Raw genomic sequence first — 16,119 nt, 5'->3', positions numbered from 1 at the left:
AGAAAGGACCCAAAGATGACGCACAACCCAGCGACCAGGACTAGGCGTGAAGCCACGATGTAGTCCACCAAGCTCCGAAAGTGGCACAGGAGCAAAACATCAGCTCGCTTTGTGAACACTCAACTGGTCGACATCCCTCTGACCTGCGGTTGTACTGTGCCCGAGGTGGGACTCGAACCGGACTCCAGCCCCTGCAAACACTGGGAACTCCTGAAAACATCCCCAATCCGGCCCAGTCCGACCGATGTACGACCCGATCCGACACCCAAGGTGTGCACATTGTGCACACCCTCTTTTTTGACCACTTTGATGTACCGCTCCCAACAGTGACGCTCCCTAGTGACGCGAAGAAATGCCGAATGCGGCACGACTTCATTCTTCCCGCTGTCGCCAGGGTCTGGCGTGATGATCGGGACTCGGCACACTGCGTCAACCAGCTCCGCCGCGCGAGGCGAGTCGCGGGCTGGAAGTCAGCAAGCATCATGACGTTGCACCCCCTTCGGACATTTCATGGCCGAAAGAATAGAAAAGCAGCATGACTAAGTGCCGAAACGAGCACCCGCAGCCGAAGGAGCGCGGCGGCGCGGATTCCTGGACTGCCAGCGCGCCGGGCACAGTGGCCCGCGCTCCCGAACGATGGCAAACGGCCTAGGGGCGCTTCAGTTCGTTCCAAGGGACTCCCCCGATTGCCAGGTCGATGCTCCGCTCGGAGTTGCTGGACGTCAAGCGGCGGGACTAGTCGGGCGCCGACAGCTAACGCGCTTTAACGATGATTTGGGTTCGTGTCGCCCTTGCCGCCCTGGGAGGGCGGGCGACGGCCCTTGGGACTCAGTATCACGTATCAAGACACGCCGGCGGGGAGTCCCAACTGCAGGTCTTAGAACACCGAGACCCGCGTCTTAGCCTGTATCGAACGATCTGGTTCGGGGTCGTGCCGGGTCCCGGTTTTTGTCGATTTGGGGCAGGATCCAGTGAGCGGCCTTGCTGCCGGTTGTGTTCCACGTTTTGGTTCCTGGGTTGTGCCGGTGTCGGCTGGGCGGACGGGGTCTATGCTGCTTGTGGGGGTGCGTGGGTGGCGGTGAAGAGCTTTTCCCACGCGGTTTGCCAGGGCCAGGCTTCGGGCAGGTGGAGCCGTATTCTTCGGGCGCTGGAAGCAATGCGGGCCGGGACGTTGATGAGCTTGGCCCGGATCGTTCCGGTCCTGGCCTTGGCTAATGTCCCTTGGGCGAGGATCCCTGCGGTGCGGGTGAGGTTGTAGGCCATGACCGCGGCGACCAGCCATGCCGAGTTCGCGGCGAAGTGCCCGGAGGGCAGGTGGGCCAGGGCACTCTCCTTCATATCGGCATTGACCTGCTCGATGATGGCGTGTTTGCGGTGGATCTGATCCGCCTCCACCGTGCCCAGTGTTTGGGCATCAACGGTGGTGAAGAAGGCGTGGTACCGGTGCGTGTCAAACAACGTCGGCTGACCGTCGGTCGCTTTCGGGTTCAGCTCCGGGATGCGGCGGACCACCAGGCGCCCGGTGACCCGCTCGTCCTTCTTCCGGGAGGAGAAGGCGGTGAATCCGGTCTCGGCGACTTCCGCCGCCGACGCCCACGTCCCGGCTTCCTCGTCAAAGACCGCGTTCGTGTACTGGATCGGCACCCAAGCGTCATCGGCGATGGTGGTGATGGCGCGTTTGACGGCCGGGTCCATGCGCACCGTCACCGAGACTTCGGCACCGCCGGCCAAGGCAGCGGCCACGGCGGCGTGGCCATAGTAGGCAGAATCAAAACGACACAACACCTTCCCCGCCACCGTGGTGCGTTTGAGTGTGGCCAGCGCGTCCGTGACGAAGCGCTTGGCACCGCGGGCCGAGTTCGTCCCGCCCCGGCGCAAACGTTGGGCCAGGATCACCGGGGCCGTGTCCTTCGTGGAAGCGGTCGCCAGCAGTGCGTTGAGCCCGCGGACCCCGGAATACCCGTACCCGGAGCCCTGCTTCTGGTACCCATGGACCTCCACGATCGTGTCGTCGACATCGATGAACACGAAGTCTTCCCCGGACGGCGTGCCGAACAAGGGTGTTTTCTGTGCCAGGTTCACCAGGAAACCGGGAGGCGCCCGCGTCGAGTTGGCGCACATGCCCGAACGTGAAGGCACGCAGGAACGCCCCCAACGTTGACGGCGCGTAAGCGCCGGTGAAGACCTTCTTCATCCCGCCATGGCGCAACACGGCCATGTCATCAATGCTGTCGGCCCCCGCGACCATGCCCGCCACCAGGGCAGCGACCTTCAACCCGGCATTCGCGCCCTTGTCCGTCGGCACGCTCAGCCACTCATCGGCCAGTCCGTGCAGGCCGGCGTCCTGGGCCAGACGCATCACCGGGACCAGCCCGCTCGGGGACACAAGATTCTCCTCATCAAAGGAAACTGATAGGGCCGCCGGAGTGTGGGAAACTTGCATCTGCGAGATGCTCCTCTTTTGCTGGAAATGAACTCTAGACAAGCTCCATTTTCCGCTAAAAGACGGGCATTTCGGGTTTAAACCGCCGGCAACCCCAAAGAACTTCGGTGGACCCTTTTATGTTCAAAGTCAAGCCGTTAGGTGTTGCAACTGACGGAATATGCTGCGGGCAACGTAGCGTTTCAGGATGCGTTTGATCTCCCGGTAGCTCATGCCCTCAGCGGTGCGGCGCTTAACGTATTTCTTGGTTTCCGCATCACATCGCATGCGAACCTTGGCGATCACGTCCAGGGCGCTGTTCAGTTGCCGGTCACCATGCCGGTTGAGCCGGTGGCGCACCGTGTTTCCCGAAGATGCCTGCAACGGTGCGGCACCGGCCAACGCGGCGAAGGCTGCCTCGGAGCGGATTCTGCCATGGTGTGAGTACGCGACAAGGATGGCACCGGTGGTGACCGGCCCGATTCCGGTCTGGTTCTGCAGTCCAGGGGCAAGTTCCTCGCCCAGCTCGGTCAGCTGCTCTTTGTTTCCGTTTCAGCTGCTTGTCGGCTTGGCAGATGGCCGTGGCTAGCATGACAGCCTCTTCCCGTGCGATACGCTGCTCAGTCGTATCGCCGGTACGGTGGCGCCATGCACTGATTTCGGTGAGCTGCCGGTCGGTCAGGGCTTTTCGGGTGTCGAGACCGAGGTTAATCTCGCGCACCAAGGCATTCAAGGCGTTGCGGTTAATGGTGCGTTGGTGATCGACACGATGCCGGCTGGCCAGCAGCACGCTGATCGCGGTACGCACTCCCTCAGCCCGCGGATGCAGTAGGTTGCTGAGGTCTTTGCCCAGCACGCTCATTGCGGCGGCTGTTGCATCGATTTCATCGGTTTTCCCGACCCCGGCACGGGCCTGCTTCTTCGGTGGTTTCACCTCGACCACCGGGATGCTCCCGGCGGTCAGTGCGGCTGTGATCGAGGACCCGTAGGAGCGGGTTCCTTCCACCGCGGCAAGTACCTCTCCGGTGGTGTTCCGACCGATCCATGTAATCGCCCGTCGCATCCCGGCAGGACTCACTGGGAAGGCTTCGCAACGCTCACGTGCGCCGGTGCGGGTGTTGATGACGGCGTAGGTGTGGGTCCGTGCATGGGTGTCGATTCCAACGACGTACTCGTATTCTTCTGTCACCATGGTCATGACGGTGATCCTCCAGTTCCGGTTGATGGCCGTTAAGGGCGGCATCGGTCTGGAATAGGGTTCTTGTCAGGCAAATCTCTAATGAGGCACGCAACGTGTGGTTGCGGCCAGCCTTTTATCAGGCCATGGCAAGAGGTCAGGTCGGTGCCGCTCCACCTTGATGGACGGGTCCACCGAAAGGCACATTGACTACTGTCAACGGCCAGATCAAGGCTGAGTCACATCCAGGTGGATTAGCACCATCCTGCCAGCGGGTACCAGACCTGCCAAGAACAATTAGAGATCAAGGTTTAGAGCAAGAAATCAGACTTGGATTTGGTACTTCGGTCGATGAGATTCAGGATGCCTATCGGCATCCGCTCAGGGGCTTTGCTGAGGCCCCGAATCAATACACGGGTAAGGCGCAGCAAGGTACTCAGTACGGCTAGGACAACGCCTGCGAGCACGCCACCGCCCCACGAAGTGTTGCCCCGTACGAGAGCTTCTGCAATTACTGAATCGACTGTCATGAGGTGGAGAGTATCTTGAGGGCGCGACATTTAGGTGTAGGACTGGACATGAGCCAACCCTTGCACTTCCCGGCCGCTCCCCTACGACGCTTCTCACCCGAGAATGACCTAGTGTAGCGTGTCGTTGATTCCTTTGGGTCTGATTGTTTGTCAGACTTGATCCATGGTTTATCTGGCAAAGGCACTTCAGTTGCGCGACGGGGACCGGGGCGCCCTGGAAGCGTTGACTCGTGGGAATTCTTCCACTGCGACGTTGGCGTTGCGGGCGCGCACGGTTTTGTTGGCTGCTGACGGGATGCCGAATGTCCAGATTGAGAAGATCACCGGGTTTTCGGCGCCCACGGTTTTGAAGTGGCGCAACCGCTATGCCGAGGGCGGGATCGAGGCCCTGTCCGATGTCCAGCGCCCGGGCCGGGAGCGGGAGATCGACGAACTCGCCCTGATTGCCGACACCCTGACCAATGACGGGAACCCGCCGGCGGAGCTGGGGATCTCGCACTGGTCCGCGCGCATCATGGCCGAACGCCACGGAATCTCTTTTTCGTCCGTGGCCCGAATCTGGCGCCGTTGGAAGATCCAGCCGCATCGGATCGAGACGTTTAAATTCTCCACCGACCCGGCCCTGGAGTCCAAGCTCCGGGACGTGGTGGGCCTGTACATGTCCCCGCCGGAAAACGCGGTGGTGGTGAGCATTGATGAGAAGACCCAAATCCAGGCACTGTCCCGCACCGGCCCGGACCAGCCGCTGTCCCCGACCCACCCGCTGCAGCAGACGCACGACTACAAGCGCAACGGCACCACCACCTTGTTCGCCGCCTTGGAGGTTCTCACCGGCAAACTCAGCGCGAACGCCTTCTACCCAAAGCACACCAACATCGAGTTCGTCGATTTCCTGAGCCGGGTCGCCCACGCCCACCCCGGGGTTGAGCTGCATGTCATCTGCGACAACTATGCGACCCATAAGCACCAGAACGTGAAGGACTGGCTGGCCGAAAACCCGCGCGTGAGCCTGCATTTCACCCCGACCAGCTGTTCCTGGCTGAACATGGTGGAGATCTTCTTCGGGATCATCACCCGCCAGTGCCTCAAACGCGGAGCATTCAGCTCCGTGAAAGAGCTGGAGGAAACCATGGAACGCTACATCGAGAACTACAACCAGGACGCCAAACCATTCACCTGGACCAAGTCAGCGGAGTATCTCCTGGGCAAGATGAAACGCAAACAAACCATTAACACGGAACACTAGTCTTCTAGGTTCGGATGAGCCAGAATTCTTCGGCGATAGCTGCGGCCCCACTAGGCCGTTCAGCACTGCAATCACGACCGAGGCCAGACCTAACTCAAAGGGTCAACCACACGCCATCCGCGTCATCAACCTCCGCGGGCAATCCACCTGGGTCCCGTATAGTGGAAACAGAAAAGGAGCAGGAAATGACTGTGACTGAAGCACGTGCAGAAATTGTTGAGGCTGCTATCCACAGCGGGGAGATCGAAGGCCTGACCGTGTCAGACGCCACCCGCGCAGACGCCGATTCATACATTGCCGGCCGCATTGATTCAAACGAACTTGTTGATCGCGTTCGTGCCCGGTATGGACTCGCCTAACTTCGTCGATCCATACCTCATACCCGGAACTGCAGTCCTTCGAAATCTCGTCGGGGCGAGGACTCCCGAGGAGCTCGCTGCGGCCGAAGCTGACCTGTCTTTTGTCCGCGCAACCCAGTTGCTCGATGAGCCAGTGCCACCGACCAACGATCTTGCCGAACTGAAGGCGATCCATTTTCACCTCTTCCAAGATCTCTTCGAATGGGCCGGCCAAACCCGAACGGTGGACGTCAGGAAGAACGTACCGGATGCAGAGTTCTTCCTGCCATGGGCCTTCATCGAAACTGCGTCAATTCACTGCTTTCAGGAACTCGCCTCAGAGAGGCACCTCAAGGGGTTGGCCCGTACCGCCTTCGTGGAGCGGATGGCTTATCACTACGAAAAGATCAACTACGTGCATCCTTTTCGGGAGGGCAACGGGCGAACACAACGGCTCTTTTGGAATCGTCTTGCCCTAGAAGCTGGATGGCAGCTTGATTGGCGACCAGTGCACGGAGAGGAAAATCACCGTGCGGCGCGAGCCGGCTCGGACGACGGTGACCTGGCCCTGCTTATCGAAATGTTCCACAAAGTCGTAGCGGTCCCGTCACGGCCCATGGGAGAGTCGTGGACTACTCAAGAACTTCAACGCCTCTCCATGAAGCCCCCAGACAACGCGTAAAGAGCGTTTAGTTACGCCTAATGGGAATCCCTTCCATGAATGACGGCGCCGGCATCCGTGTCCAACCGTGTCCGCCGTTGCAGGTGCCGTCAGAGTGCTATTCATCCAGTTGCTGAAGCCTGACGGCCGCGCGATCACCCGCAGCCGCCAGCCCGTCAACAATTCGATGGTACTGACTTCTAACCTCGCCCACGAGCATCCCAGCGCGACGAAGCTCAATCAGCCACTCCTCAAGGAGCCCCAGATGATTCGCAACCAGATCAAAGCGCCTATCAATGATCGTTTCGATCCATGTCATCGCGACGGTTGTCTGCCATGCACGCGGCGTGCCCTTTGCGAACTTGACGACCGCATCGACTGCTTTAGGTTCACGACGCGCGAGGACCAACCAACGGTTAGCGAGTTCACCGAGTGCTTCGGGTTGTATCCAGTTTTCGCGGCAGCGAACGAGGGTTCCATCGATGTCTGGGTCCAATGACCTCGGGCTCGGTGTGGGGAGCAAAGCCGCCGTCATATAGTCAAACCAGTGGTGCTTGGAACGCATTTGAGTTCCATCACCGACGGCATTTAGGGCAATCTCCAGCGCCCACGGCCAAAAGTCGGGCAGGGATCGTCGGAGATCCTCGTCATAGGTAAAGGCCGTCGCGAATCCGTCAAAGAGGAGGTGAAGTGCGTTTGAGTCAGCGGCTAATGCCTCAATGTGCGATCTGATGGGGTCGCGGTCACCTTCTAGGGCGAGAACGATCATTCGCCGAGCGATTGGCTCGTGGGCGATGTGCGACTGGTGGTCGTATCCCTCCTTCCACCAGTGGGCGAGGCCCCTTGAATGGGCGCCCCAAAGCGGTGCCCATAAATCTCCGACCGGGCTTTGGAGACAGGTGACCTTTCGAGCGTCCACAATGCAGGCAAGGGTCATGCGAAGGTGGTTGACTAGCAGCCCATCGCCTGGGACGCTCGGGAGTGACTTGTGGAACGGGGTCGGGAGAGGATCCGGCTCCCCTTGCCGAGTCTGCTGGTTCCATGGTCCTAGCCGGCAGTCGATTAGCCCTGCAGCTGCGGCTTCCCACGCCAACTGATGGCGACGGCATCGCCCGGTGGCTTCGTCCATGTCGCATGGCATGTCCCAAACCGGGCCGCAGCCCTTGACATAGATCGCACGTACCTCGTCGAACGTGCTCGTGGCGAGCAACCGAAGACAAGTCTCGATTCTCTGTCTGTCTAGGCTCATGTGGTCAAACGGTCCAAGGAGCAGCAGCGGCGCGGATGCGGCAGCTGCCCGATCGGCTCCCAGCGAGAACATCGATCCGCTGTAGCTCATGCCGTCGCTCTGTGGATTCTCGGCAGCCCACATCACGGCGTCAGCGGCCCATATTAGATCGGACGGTTCCAATGCGAAGAGCCCCAAGGCATGGGCTCGGACGGCCGCCGCGGCGACAGCCACAAGAGCATTCTCCGGCCACAGCATGCCCTCTGGAGTGTGATCGTCGTCGGCGATTTGGAGGGCGGTCGCCAGATCTTCATGAAGATTTTCGACTGGCCAGTTTTCGGGGGCGTCGTTATAGCGCGAGGCCTAAAAGTAATCAGCAAGTCATGTTGCATCCGGCCCTAGCTGCCATGAACTGGTGAAGACGAAAAAACCAAAGGGAAAGGACAATGAAGGATGAACTCCCAGAAGAAGCCCGTCCAAGCAGGACCCGGCCCACCGGACTGAGCCCACTCCCCCACAACCGAATACGGGCCTCCGGGAACCCACACACCCCGGAGAACCAGGTCGGAGGCTGGAGTGTGCACATTGTGCACACGGAAAGCACTAATTTCAGAGAAAAACGCCTCTGACCTGCGGAAACACTTGTGCCCGAGGTGGGACTCGAACCGGCTCCCAACCCCTGCAAACATTGGGAAGCCGCGTAAACATAACGAAACCGAAGCAGTCTGCCAGCAGTACGAACCGATGCGACGCCCAAAGTGTGCACATTGTGCACTCCCTCTTTTTGCACTCCGACAGCAACCCGCGAAGACATACAGATGTCAGCGACCGGACCGCGGTTCAGCAGCACTCCCCCGATCATCATCATGATCATCCCCCTTCAGGCTTGGAAATCGTTCCAATCGTCCATCGGGAGCTGGGCAGCATCCGACATGACCGCAGGCCATCCACATCGAGGACCGAACCTTTCAGTGCCACTGACGATCTTCACGGATTAAGTCCGTCGACGGCTCTGGCTGCCCGGGCTACAGTTGCCGCCCCTGCGGTCCCAATCGTCCCGCTGGGCATCTTCCTCATCCCAAAACGGCATGTCGACGCGACGGACGCGGATCAGGCGTCCAAGGAGAATCCCGCTGAATAAGGCGGCAGCCAGACGGACCAGGCCGACAACGGCCCACAACGAGAACCGAAAGCTACCACTGGTCATTCTTGGTTCAAGCCGTTTGGGAGCACCTGGATCCGCCATGTTCGCAGCCTACTGCCGTTGATCTGGGTAGTCGCGGTCCGCTTCGTCCTGCGCATCACGCGATTGGCCGTCGAGTCATTGTTCCAACTCGACTGCACGGCATGTTCAAAGCCGTCTGCGCCGCCGCCCAGCCCGAAAGGGGAACCCTGAGTGGGACACTCACCAGCTTGATTGTGGATCCGTATCAGACACGAGCAAGAAAATGATTCGCTCGATGGGACGACCTACTGTCCGACGTTCCATAGAGGTCCCCGACCGTTGGGGGTGCGAACCTCGGGGCGTATGGATACCCACGCTTTCGGCCCCTTCCGTGTTCACCGCATCGGCTTCGGTGCGATGCAACTCCCTGGCCCCCGCGTTACAGGGCCGCCGCGCGATCATGACGAGGCTATAGGGGTGCTGCGGCGGGCGGTCGAGCTCGGCGTCAATCACATCGACACGGCTGCGCGACGAGGGCAAGATCGCCGGCGTCGGCATCTCCACCGGCACCCGCGCTCAGGTCAAGCAGGCCATCGCGCAGGCGGACATCGTCTGCGCGCAGAACGCGTTCAGCCTAGTCGACCAACGCGACGGCGACGTTCTGGATCTCTGTCACGACTCCGGTATCGCCTACGTGCCGTACTTCCCGCTCGGCTCCGCCTTCCCGGGCCTGCCGAAGGTTACGGAGAATGCTGCCGTGCGGGGCGTTGCCGAGCGAGTCGGCGCTTCGCCCGCCCAAGTCGGGCTGCGGTGGCTTCTGGCGCGCCGCGACAACGTGCTGCTGTTCCCGGGCACATCAAGACTCGCGCATCTGGAACAGAATATGAAGATCGCCGACGTCACCCTTTCCGACGACGACATCGCCGAACTTGAGAAGGGTGTCTAGGGTTCTGAACGATGGAATCGCGGAACTGGTCGGCGCCCTTGTTCTGGTCATCGACTCACCGATCAGGGGAATCGCGCAACTGGCGACGTTGTCTGAGGACATCGGACGACGTACTGGATGCCGATCCCTCACCGGGTGACCTGTCGCCCGTCACTTCTCAGGCATTGTCAACCACTAAACGATGAGGATGTACCTAAATGCCTATGAACACGGCGGCCTGGCTTGGGCCGAAGCATGCCAAACTGGAGGTCGAAACCGCTCCGTACACGCGCCCTGATGAGGACCAGATTGTGGTCAAGAACCATGCAGTGGCCGTCAACCCCGTCGATTGGATACTTCAGCTCGCCGGCAATGTCATCTACCCTGGATCAGATACCCTTTATCCTGGGCGAGGATGTCGCGGGCGAGGTCGTTGAGGTCGGGACGAGTGTCACTCGTTTCAAGGTCGGCGACCGGGTTCTCGGTCTTGCTGTGGGAGCGGATAAGGACTACAACTCCTCGGCGGAAGGCGCCTTTCAGGCCTATACCGTTCTCCTTGCCGGGTTGGCGGCGCCGGTCCCGACCACTATGCCGTACGGGAATGCCGCTGTCATTCTTTTGGGCCTGTCCACTGCTGCGTGGTCTCTTCCAAAAGGACCATTTGGCCCTTGAGTATCCCTTGGTGAACCCAACACGTACAGGTAAGACTCTTATGATCTGGGGTGGTTCGACGAGCGTTGGCAGCAATGCCATTCAGCTCGCCGTCGCCGCCGGCTACGAGGTCATCACCACTGCTTGGCCAAAAAACTACGACTACGTCATCAAGCTCGGAGCATGCCAGATCTTCGACTTCAGGAGCGCGGGCGCCGTGCAGGACATTGTCGCCGCTTTCCAGGGAAAAACGCTCGCCGGTGCGCTGGCCGTGGGGAAGGGATCTGCCGAGCGTTGTGCTGATATAGCCCAGGCCTGCGCTGGCAGGAAGGTCATCTCCATGGCCAGTACGCCGGTCTCGTTTGAAAAGCTCGCCGACAGCAGCGGCAGGGGCTTGCGGCTTCCTGCCATCCTTCTTCGGCTTGTGTCCTCGAACGTGGCGCTGCGGGTGAGGTGCCGTCGCAGGGGCATTCACACCAAGTTCATCTACGGCTCCGACTTGAAGAAAAACGAGCTCAGCAAAATCATCTACGACGACTTCCTGCCGCAGGCTCTCGCAGACGGCAGCTACATCGCAGCCCCGGACCCGTACGTCGTCGGACAGGGGCTCGAGTCCGTCCAAGCCGGGCTCGAGGCCCAACTCAAAGGCGTGTCAGCCAAGAATGTGGTCGTCTCATTATGAGCTTTTCGATGGCGCTTTGCCGTTCATCTCAAGCCGATGCAGTGTGGAAGTAGTACCCCGCCTCCAGGTTGTCAAGGAGCCCGGGGTGGGTGGGGGTCGAACCGAGCAGCTGCTGCGTGAACGCGCTCGATGCGTGGACGTTAAGAGCGAAGAAGGCGCCGATCCAGCCGAAGTGCTCGGCGGCATCCTCGGGTGCGACTGACACGACCGGAACATCCAGATGGCGGCCGATGACCTCAGCGATGTCCCGGGTCGGGATGCCCTCCTCGGCCACTGCGTGCACGACGGAGCAGGCCGGCGCCTTCTCGAGCGCCAGCCGCACCACGCGGGCGGCATCGAGTCGGTGCACTGAGGGCCAGCGATTGGATCCGTCCCCGACGTAGCCGGAGGTGCCCTTCTCGCGCGCGACGCGCACGAGAGTCGACACGAGGCCGTGGTCGCCTTCTCCGTGTACCGTCGGGGCGAATCGCAGGCTGACGGAGTGCACGCCGCGTTCGGCCTACTCGAGCGCGAGTTGCTCGCTCCCGCCGCGAGGCGCATCGGGTCCACCCATCGGAGTCGCGTCGAGCTCGGTCAGTACGCGGCCAGGAACGACGATGGCGACGCCAGATGCGAAGAGCAGCAGCCGGCCTGAGCCCTCAAGTGCCTTACCGAGCGTTTCGATGGCGGCGCGCTCCGTGCGTCCGGCGCCAGCATAGTCGGAGAAGTCGTGCTTGAAGGCGAGGTGGATGACGCCGTCGAAGCCTCCGCAGCCGACTGCAGACTGTCGAGGTCATCAAGACTGCCGCGCCACACTTCGGCGCCCGCCCTCGTTAACGCCGCAGCCGCGTCATCGGAGCGAGCCCGATGATCTGATAACCTGCGGCGATGAGTTCAGGCACGACGGCAGAGCCGATCCATCCCTTTCGCAAGCGTCCCGGTATGTACATCGGGCGGGGCACAGCAGGCCGCGCCCGTCGATAAGTCTCGATCGGTGTTTCCGGTGGCGGAGCGCGCTCCATCGACGACACGGCTTCGCGTGGAAGTATCCACCTGAGGGCATCGTCCCGCCGGCGGTTCTCCTGCGGGCACCCAGCTGTCGATGACCCCCTGCCCTACGCAGCCAGCTGCGGTCCGGCAGTCCGACGAAGCGGTATGGGTTGCCCTCCTGACCCTGCGGTGACGGCGTTGTCAGGAGATCGCGGCCTTCACCAATTCAGCAATCTGCTTCTCCACCACCGGGCTCCATTTTTCCAGCGCGTACGACACGGGCCAGATTTCGCCGGCGTCGAGGTGTGCTGCATCCTGGAACTCCAGGGTCGAGTAGCGGGTGTTGAACTTGCCCGCGTTCTTGAAGCAGAAAACGACCTTGCCGTCCTCGTTCGCGTAGGCCGGCATCCCGTACCAGGTCTTCGGCGACAGCCCCGGGGCATTCTCAGTCACCGACACGTGCACGCGCTCGGCGAGCACGCGATCTTCCGGTGCCATTTTCGCGATGCTGTCCAGGACCGCCTGCAGCCCATCCGCCTTCTTGGCGCCCTGCTTACCCTCGGCACGCAACTCCGCAGCGCGCTCCTTCATCGCGGCATGCTCCGCTACTGAGAAGCCGACGGAATCGGACTTGTCATTCTTCGTGGGCATTCTTCGCTCTCCCTTTGTGATGCGCGGTGCTGGACGCCGCCGCCTTCTGTGAACAGGCTATGCCAGGCCACGCTTGGGTGCTTCTCCATTCCTGCTCGGATCGCGGCCCCTGAGTGCACCGTTCGCCCTTGCGCTCCCGGGATGCAGCTTTGGACACACAAAGTCCAGGTGTGGGGCTTCGTCATCGCACCGCTCTGCCCCGCGTCACACGCTGCGCACCAGGTGCGGGACGCCGTCGTATCCACCGCCTTTCTCAGCCAGCCATGATCATCTCCAGGCTTTCCGGGTCCAGATGCGTATCCGGATCGTTGTATCCATTCCCTGGTGACGCGGCGACTTCGGCAGGGCTGCGCATGTCTTCCTTGAACACATGATTTGCGTTGGGCGGGAACGCGAAGGTCACGTTCGACATCCCAGCGGCGGCCTCCTGAAGCGGATCGCCGTCGGCGTGCATATCAATCTGAACGTCACTCCCGCCGATCAGCACCAGCGTGGGAATCTGGGTTTTTCCAAGCGAGTCAGTCGTGGATTCGACCCACAGCTCACGGGCGAACGCGAGGTTCGCCGGAGTCTCGAGGCTGGACAGGACCATCTTCACACTGTCGGGCAGGGCTGGATCCGGATTCATCGGCTCGCCAGCCGCGTAGCGGGCGGCAGCTTCCCGAACCTTGGGCATCAGCTCGGCCCCTCCAGGAAACTGGGCAGATTGAAGAGCCAGTTGGGACAACAGCACGTCCTGGATCGGGCGGCCGGGCGGAGCCGCGAGCACGATCCCGGCGAAGGGAACAACCTGGGTACTTGTTGCGTAGTGGAGCACATGCAGAGCGCCCTCGCTGTTGCCCAGGCCGATAACTCGTGAGGAGCCGACAAAATCCAGCCTGGACACCACCTGGACGGCCGCGGCCAGCTCGTCCAAATGCGACTGCATGCTCAGCGACCCGATGAGCTTGGGAACATTGTCCCTGGCGTGCGGGCCCGACGCCCGCTTGTCATAACGCAGAGATGCGATGCCAGCACGGGCAAACGCCTCCGCGAACAGCCGGCCGCTCCCGTTGCTGCCCGGAAGCAACGGCGAACACCAATCCCGGTCGGTGGGACCGCTGCCGGCGACAAGGACCACCGCGGGGAACGGCCCATCACCATCGGGAAGGACCACCGTGCCTTCCATCGTGATGCCATCCAACTCCCAGGAAACGTCAACAGTGCTCACCATGGTCACAGTCTCACTGCGAAGCTCCAACGGCACAAGCCTTCCGCACGCAAGCCAGGCAGGTGCACGCTCCTGCCTGGCTTGTGAATACCGCTCTTGCAAGTCCGCCGCCCAGTTCCTTCTGGGCGATACCGCATGGGACGGCCACGTTGCGAAGTCCTGACGCCGGCGCCCCCTGTATGCCCACGGCCCCGTCCACGATCATTTTATGGACACGAACAACGGCAGCAGGAAACCTTAGGAGTGCCCCGGATTCTCATGAATCAGGCACATAATGTTTATATGGAAAATCCTTTAGTCATGGTTTGGCTCCCGGTCTTAGTGCTCCTTGTAACGCTGAGCGTTTGGGGCTACAGTCTGGTCGACTTTTCCCGGACGGACGAGAGTGAAATGCGGACGTTTCCAAAAGAAGTATGGCTACTGATTCTGGTCCTCGGCAGTTTCCTTGGCGGCGTCATGTGGATCGCTGCAGGGCGACCCCAGCGCCATTAAACCCGAAAGCGCTTACCCCGAAAAGCCATAACCAACGGATCTACTCTTGCCCGCAGGAAAGCAAGGATTCCAGGACACAGAACGACGACGTGTGCCCTCGCCTTCTGGCGTCATACACGTCCCATGTACGCACAGCCTCCACGTTCCAGAGATCAGGCGCAGCTAGGACACGTTGTCATCCTGCCGCCGGGGCGGTTCAGGTGCGATGCTGTCGAGGCGTGCCCGAAGCGTCGGCACGCCCGGGCCTTGGAGGTATTCAAGGTAAGGAACGCGACCGGCCATCGTCATCACCAAGGCAACGGTTGGCCCGGTAACCAGCGATCCCGTACCCGCTGTGAAGGCCCCGTCATCTGCCCTCAGCTGGAGGCCTGCAGCGTGCGTGCGGCTGGCAACCGTGAAGTTGCGGCGTGCGTAGAACTCCGCGACGGGTGTCAATGCATCAATGCTCGGAGTATGGGGAAGCCCCAGTGCGTGGCGAATATCTTGGGCGTGCACGACAACTTCCCCCAGGTAGGCCGGAATATCGGAGGACGGTGCAATGCTGCTATTGATGACGGCGCGAAACAGGTCCAGGGTCTCGGCCGAGGTGTTACCGTGGTGCTCCTGTAGCCGGCGCTGGTTGTGCACATCTGGCCGGAAACGGGCACCGAGCATGCTGCGCAGCCACTGCCACTGGTTCAGGCTCGCCGCGGCAGTCAGATGCGCGACGACTTGCTCAACATCCCACTGCCCACATAGCGTGTCGTGATGCCACTGCTCCGGGCTGAGGCCCGCTAAGTCCTCCGCCAGAGCGGCGCGCTCAGCATGCGCGAGAGCCCAAAGGTTACCGTCAGAAGATTTTGCCATAACGCCAGTTTCCTCTATTCCGTTTTCGTGGCTTCAATTCTACGCCGCCCTTACAGATGCTTTCAGGCAGAAGTTGGCGCCTGGTTGGGGCCTTAGTCGAAGGAAGAATCATTAGGTCAGCTCACGGCGCTACCGTGATGCCGGACGGTCGGGAGCGCGCCTAGTTTAGAATCCGCCAGCTGTCCCATGGGACGAACCGTTGGCGGACGCTTCTCGACGGGTCACCTTGGAGTTAGCTCAACTTCCTTGGCGGTGCAGGATGGCCTGCATGACGAAGGTGAAGAAGAAGATCAAGTACGCAATGAAGAACAACGCGCCCAGGCAGAACCAACCAATAGCGATCCACCCAAGCACCCTGCCGGTCTTGGCATCGATTCCATAAAGCTCGGCCTTTCTGGCCTGTGATAGGGCAAGAGGGCCGAACACGATTCCAAGCGTCAGGATGCCCAGAACACCGAACAGGGTTGCATCACGGGCATGCTGAACACCTTCCATATACCAACGGAATTGCCCGAACGTCATTGGCGGTTCATCCGATGAAGGACCGGGGTAAGTCTGCGCTCCGCCGGGCGGGGTGGCTGACATGGAGTACCTTTTCTCTTCGCTCGGATGGCGGGCTCAGCGTGATTCAACGGCCGCGGGCACCAACCTGCCGCGGACATCTCGTACCGCTGGCCTTCTCGTCAATGAAGACATGCTCACCCTATGCCGCCAAGAACGAGCCGAACGCCGAACGGGGTCTTTCGCCGGACGGGTCTGACGCCGCCGGGATTTCCAGCTAGGTGCATGGGTCGGTAGTGGTTTTAGCCGTTTGATGTTCGGCGGCGTGGCAGCCGATGAATCCTGATGCCGGTAATAATTTCCTTTGAAGGAGGCGCCCCCGCCCCGAGGGATCGTTCAGCGAGGTGTGAAGAGCCGCCGTTGGC

Annotated in this window: 12 protein-coding genes and 2 pseudogenes; 6 read left to right on the top strand and 8 right to left on the bottom strand. The window is 61.0% G+C overall.

Going from position 1 to position 16,119, the window contains the following annotated elements:
* Positions 1-1,047: 1,047 nt before the first annotated feature.
* Both ACLLJI_RS07890 and ACLLJI_RS07885 read right to left on the bottom strand, forming a co-directional pair.
* Positions 1,048-2,443: pseudogene (locus ACLLJI_RS07890) on the bottom strand (IS1380 family transposase).
* A gap of 129 nt (positions 2,444-2,572) precedes the next feature.
* Positions 2,573-3,620: pseudogene (locus tag ACLLJI_RS07885) on the bottom strand (IS110 family transposase).
* Between the two features lie 672 nt (positions 3,621-4,292).
* Here ACLLJI_RS07885 and ACLLJI_RS07880 point away from each other — a divergent pair.
* The 3 genes from ACLLJI_RS07880 to ACLLJI_RS07870 all read left to right on the top strand — a co-directional run bounded on the left by ACLLJI_RS07880 (position 4,293) and on the right by ACLLJI_RS07870 (position 6,395).
* Positions 4,293-5,375, top strand: a complete 1,083-nt coding sequence (locus ACLLJI_RS07880) for an IS630 family transposase (protein ID WP_434616348.1) — start codon at positions 4,293-4,295, stop codon at positions 5,373-5,375.
* Positions 5,376-5,560: 185 nt separating this feature from the next.
* Entirely contained in the window at positions 5,561-5,734 is a 174-nt protein-coding gene (locus ACLLJI_RS07875) for an antitoxin VbhA family protein (protein WP_434619954.1), read from the top strand.
* Entirely contained in the window at positions 5,700-6,395 is a 696-nt protein-coding gene (locus ACLLJI_RS07870; protein ID WP_434619951.1) for a Fic/DOC family protein, read from the top strand. The genes ACLLJI_RS07875 and ACLLJI_RS07870 overlap by 35 nt, the downstream gene beginning before the upstream one ends.
* A gap of 97 nt (positions 6,396-6,492) precedes the next feature.
* On the opposite strand, the gene ACLLJI_RS07865 is transcribed toward ACLLJI_RS07870, so the two are convergent.
* The gene (locus ACLLJI_RS07865; protein ID WP_434619948.1) at positions 6,493-7,143 is read right to left on the bottom strand and encodes a hypothetical protein; all 651 of its coding nucleotides are present in this window, start codon (positions 7,141-7,143) and stop codon (positions 6,493-6,495) included.
* Positions 7,144-9,275: 2,132 nt separating this feature from the next.
* On the opposite strand from ACLLJI_RS07865, the gene ACLLJI_RS07860 reads away from it, so the two are divergent.
* The 3 genes from ACLLJI_RS07860 to ACLLJI_RS07850 all read left to right on the top strand — a co-directional run bounded on the left by ACLLJI_RS07860 (position 9,276) and on the right by ACLLJI_RS07850 (position 11,025).
* Positions 9,276-9,713: an aldo/keto reductase gene (locus ACLLJI_RS07860; protein ID WP_434621352.1), complete on the top strand. Its 438-nt coding sequence runs from the start codon at positions 9,276-9,278 to the stop codon at positions 9,711-9,713.
* A gap of 351 nt (positions 9,714-10,064) precedes the next feature.
* Positions 10,065-10,364, top strand: coding sequence for an alcohol dehydrogenase catalytic domain-containing protein (locus ACLLJI_RS07855; RefSeq protein WP_434619945.1), 300 nt, complete (start codon positions 10,065-10,067; stop codon positions 10,362-10,364).
* A 40-nt stretch (positions 10,365-10,404) separates the two neighbouring features.
* Positions 10,405-11,025 (top strand): hypothetical protein, encoded by a 621-nt coding sequence (locus ACLLJI_RS07850; protein WP_434619943.1) that lies wholly within the window; start codon positions 10,405-10,407, stop codon positions 11,023-11,025.
* Between the two features lie 28 nt (positions 11,026-11,053).
* Here the strand turns inward: ACLLJI_RS07850 and ACLLJI_RS07845 are convergent, their stop codons facing one another.
* From ACLLJI_RS07845 to ACLLJI_RS07825, 5 genes are all read right to left on the bottom strand, one after another.
* The gene (locus ACLLJI_RS07845) at positions 11,054-11,452 is read right to left on the bottom strand and encodes a hypothetical protein (protein ID WP_434619941.1); all 399 of its coding nucleotides are present in this window, start codon (positions 11,450-11,452) and stop codon (positions 11,054-11,056) included.
* 743 nt (positions 11,453-12,195) lie between these two features.
* Positions 12,196-12,645, bottom strand: a complete 450-nt coding sequence (locus ACLLJI_RS07840) for an iron chaperone (RefSeq protein ID WP_434619939.1) — start codon at positions 12,643-12,645, stop codon at positions 12,196-12,198.
* A 253-nt stretch (positions 12,646-12,898) separates the two neighbouring features.
* Positions 12,899-13,858, bottom strand: coding sequence for an alpha/beta hydrolase family protein (locus ACLLJI_RS07835; RefSeq protein ID WP_434619936.1), 960 nt, complete (start codon positions 13,856-13,858; stop codon positions 12,899-12,901).
* A gap of 651 nt (positions 13,859-14,509) precedes the next feature.
* Positions 14,510-15,193, bottom strand: coding sequence for a maleylpyruvate isomerase family mycothiol-dependent enzyme (locus ACLLJI_RS07830; protein ID WP_434619934.1), 684 nt, complete (start codon positions 15,191-15,193; stop codon positions 14,510-14,512).
* Between the two features lie 237 nt (positions 15,194-15,430).
* A complete protein-coding gene (locus tag ACLLJI_RS07825; protein WP_434619931.1) occupies positions 15,431-15,715 on the bottom strand; it encodes a hypothetical protein in 285 nt (94 codons plus the stop codon).
* Between the last annotated feature and the right edge of the window lie 404 nt (positions 15,716-16,119).

The sequence above is a fragment of the Arthrobacter sp. A5 genome, assembly GCF_051131705.1.
GTDB lineage: Bacteria > Actinomycetota > Actinomycetes > Actinomycetales > Micrococcaceae > Arthrobacter_M.
This window is presented reverse-complemented; position numbering and strand designations above follow the sequence as displayed.

Excerpts from the sequence above, each read along its gene's own strand:
- ACLLJI_RS07880 (WP_434616348.1), top strand. The coding sequence starts at position 4,293 with ATGGTTTATCTGGCAAAGGCACTTCAGTTGCGCGACGGGGACCGGGGC.
- ACLLJI_RS07875 (WP_434619954.1), top strand. The coding sequence starts at position 5,561 with ATGACTGTGACTGAAGCACGTGCAGAAATTGTTGAGGCTGCTATCCAC.
- ACLLJI_RS07865 (WP_434619948.1), bottom strand. The coding sequence starts at position 7,143 with ATGATCGTTCTCGCCCTAGAAGGTGACCGCGACCCCATCAGATCGCAC.
- ACLLJI_RS07855 (WP_434619945.1), top strand. The coding sequence starts at position 10,065 with ATGTCATCTACCCTGGATCAGATACCCTTTATCCTGGGCGAGGATGTC.
- ACLLJI_RS07850 (WP_434619943.1), top strand. The coding sequence starts at position 10,405 with ATGATCTGGGGTGGTTCGACGAGCGTTGGCAGCAATGCCATTCAGCTC.
- ACLLJI_RS07840 (WP_434619939.1), bottom strand. The coding sequence starts at position 12,645 with ATGCCCACGAAGAATGACAAGTCCGATTCCGTCGGCTTCTCAGTAGCG.
- ACLLJI_RS07835 (WP_434619936.1), bottom strand. The coding sequence starts at position 13,858 with ATGGTGAGCACTGTTGACGTTTCCTGGGAGTTGGATGGCATCACGATG.
- ACLLJI_RS07830 (WP_434619934.1), bottom strand. The coding sequence starts at position 15,193 with ATGGCAAAATCTTCTGACGGTAACCTTTGGGCTCTCGCGCATGCTGAG.
- ACLLJI_RS07825 (WP_434619931.1), bottom strand. The coding sequence starts at position 15,715 with ATGACGTTCGGGCAATTCCGTTGGTATATGGAAGGTGTTCAGCATGCC.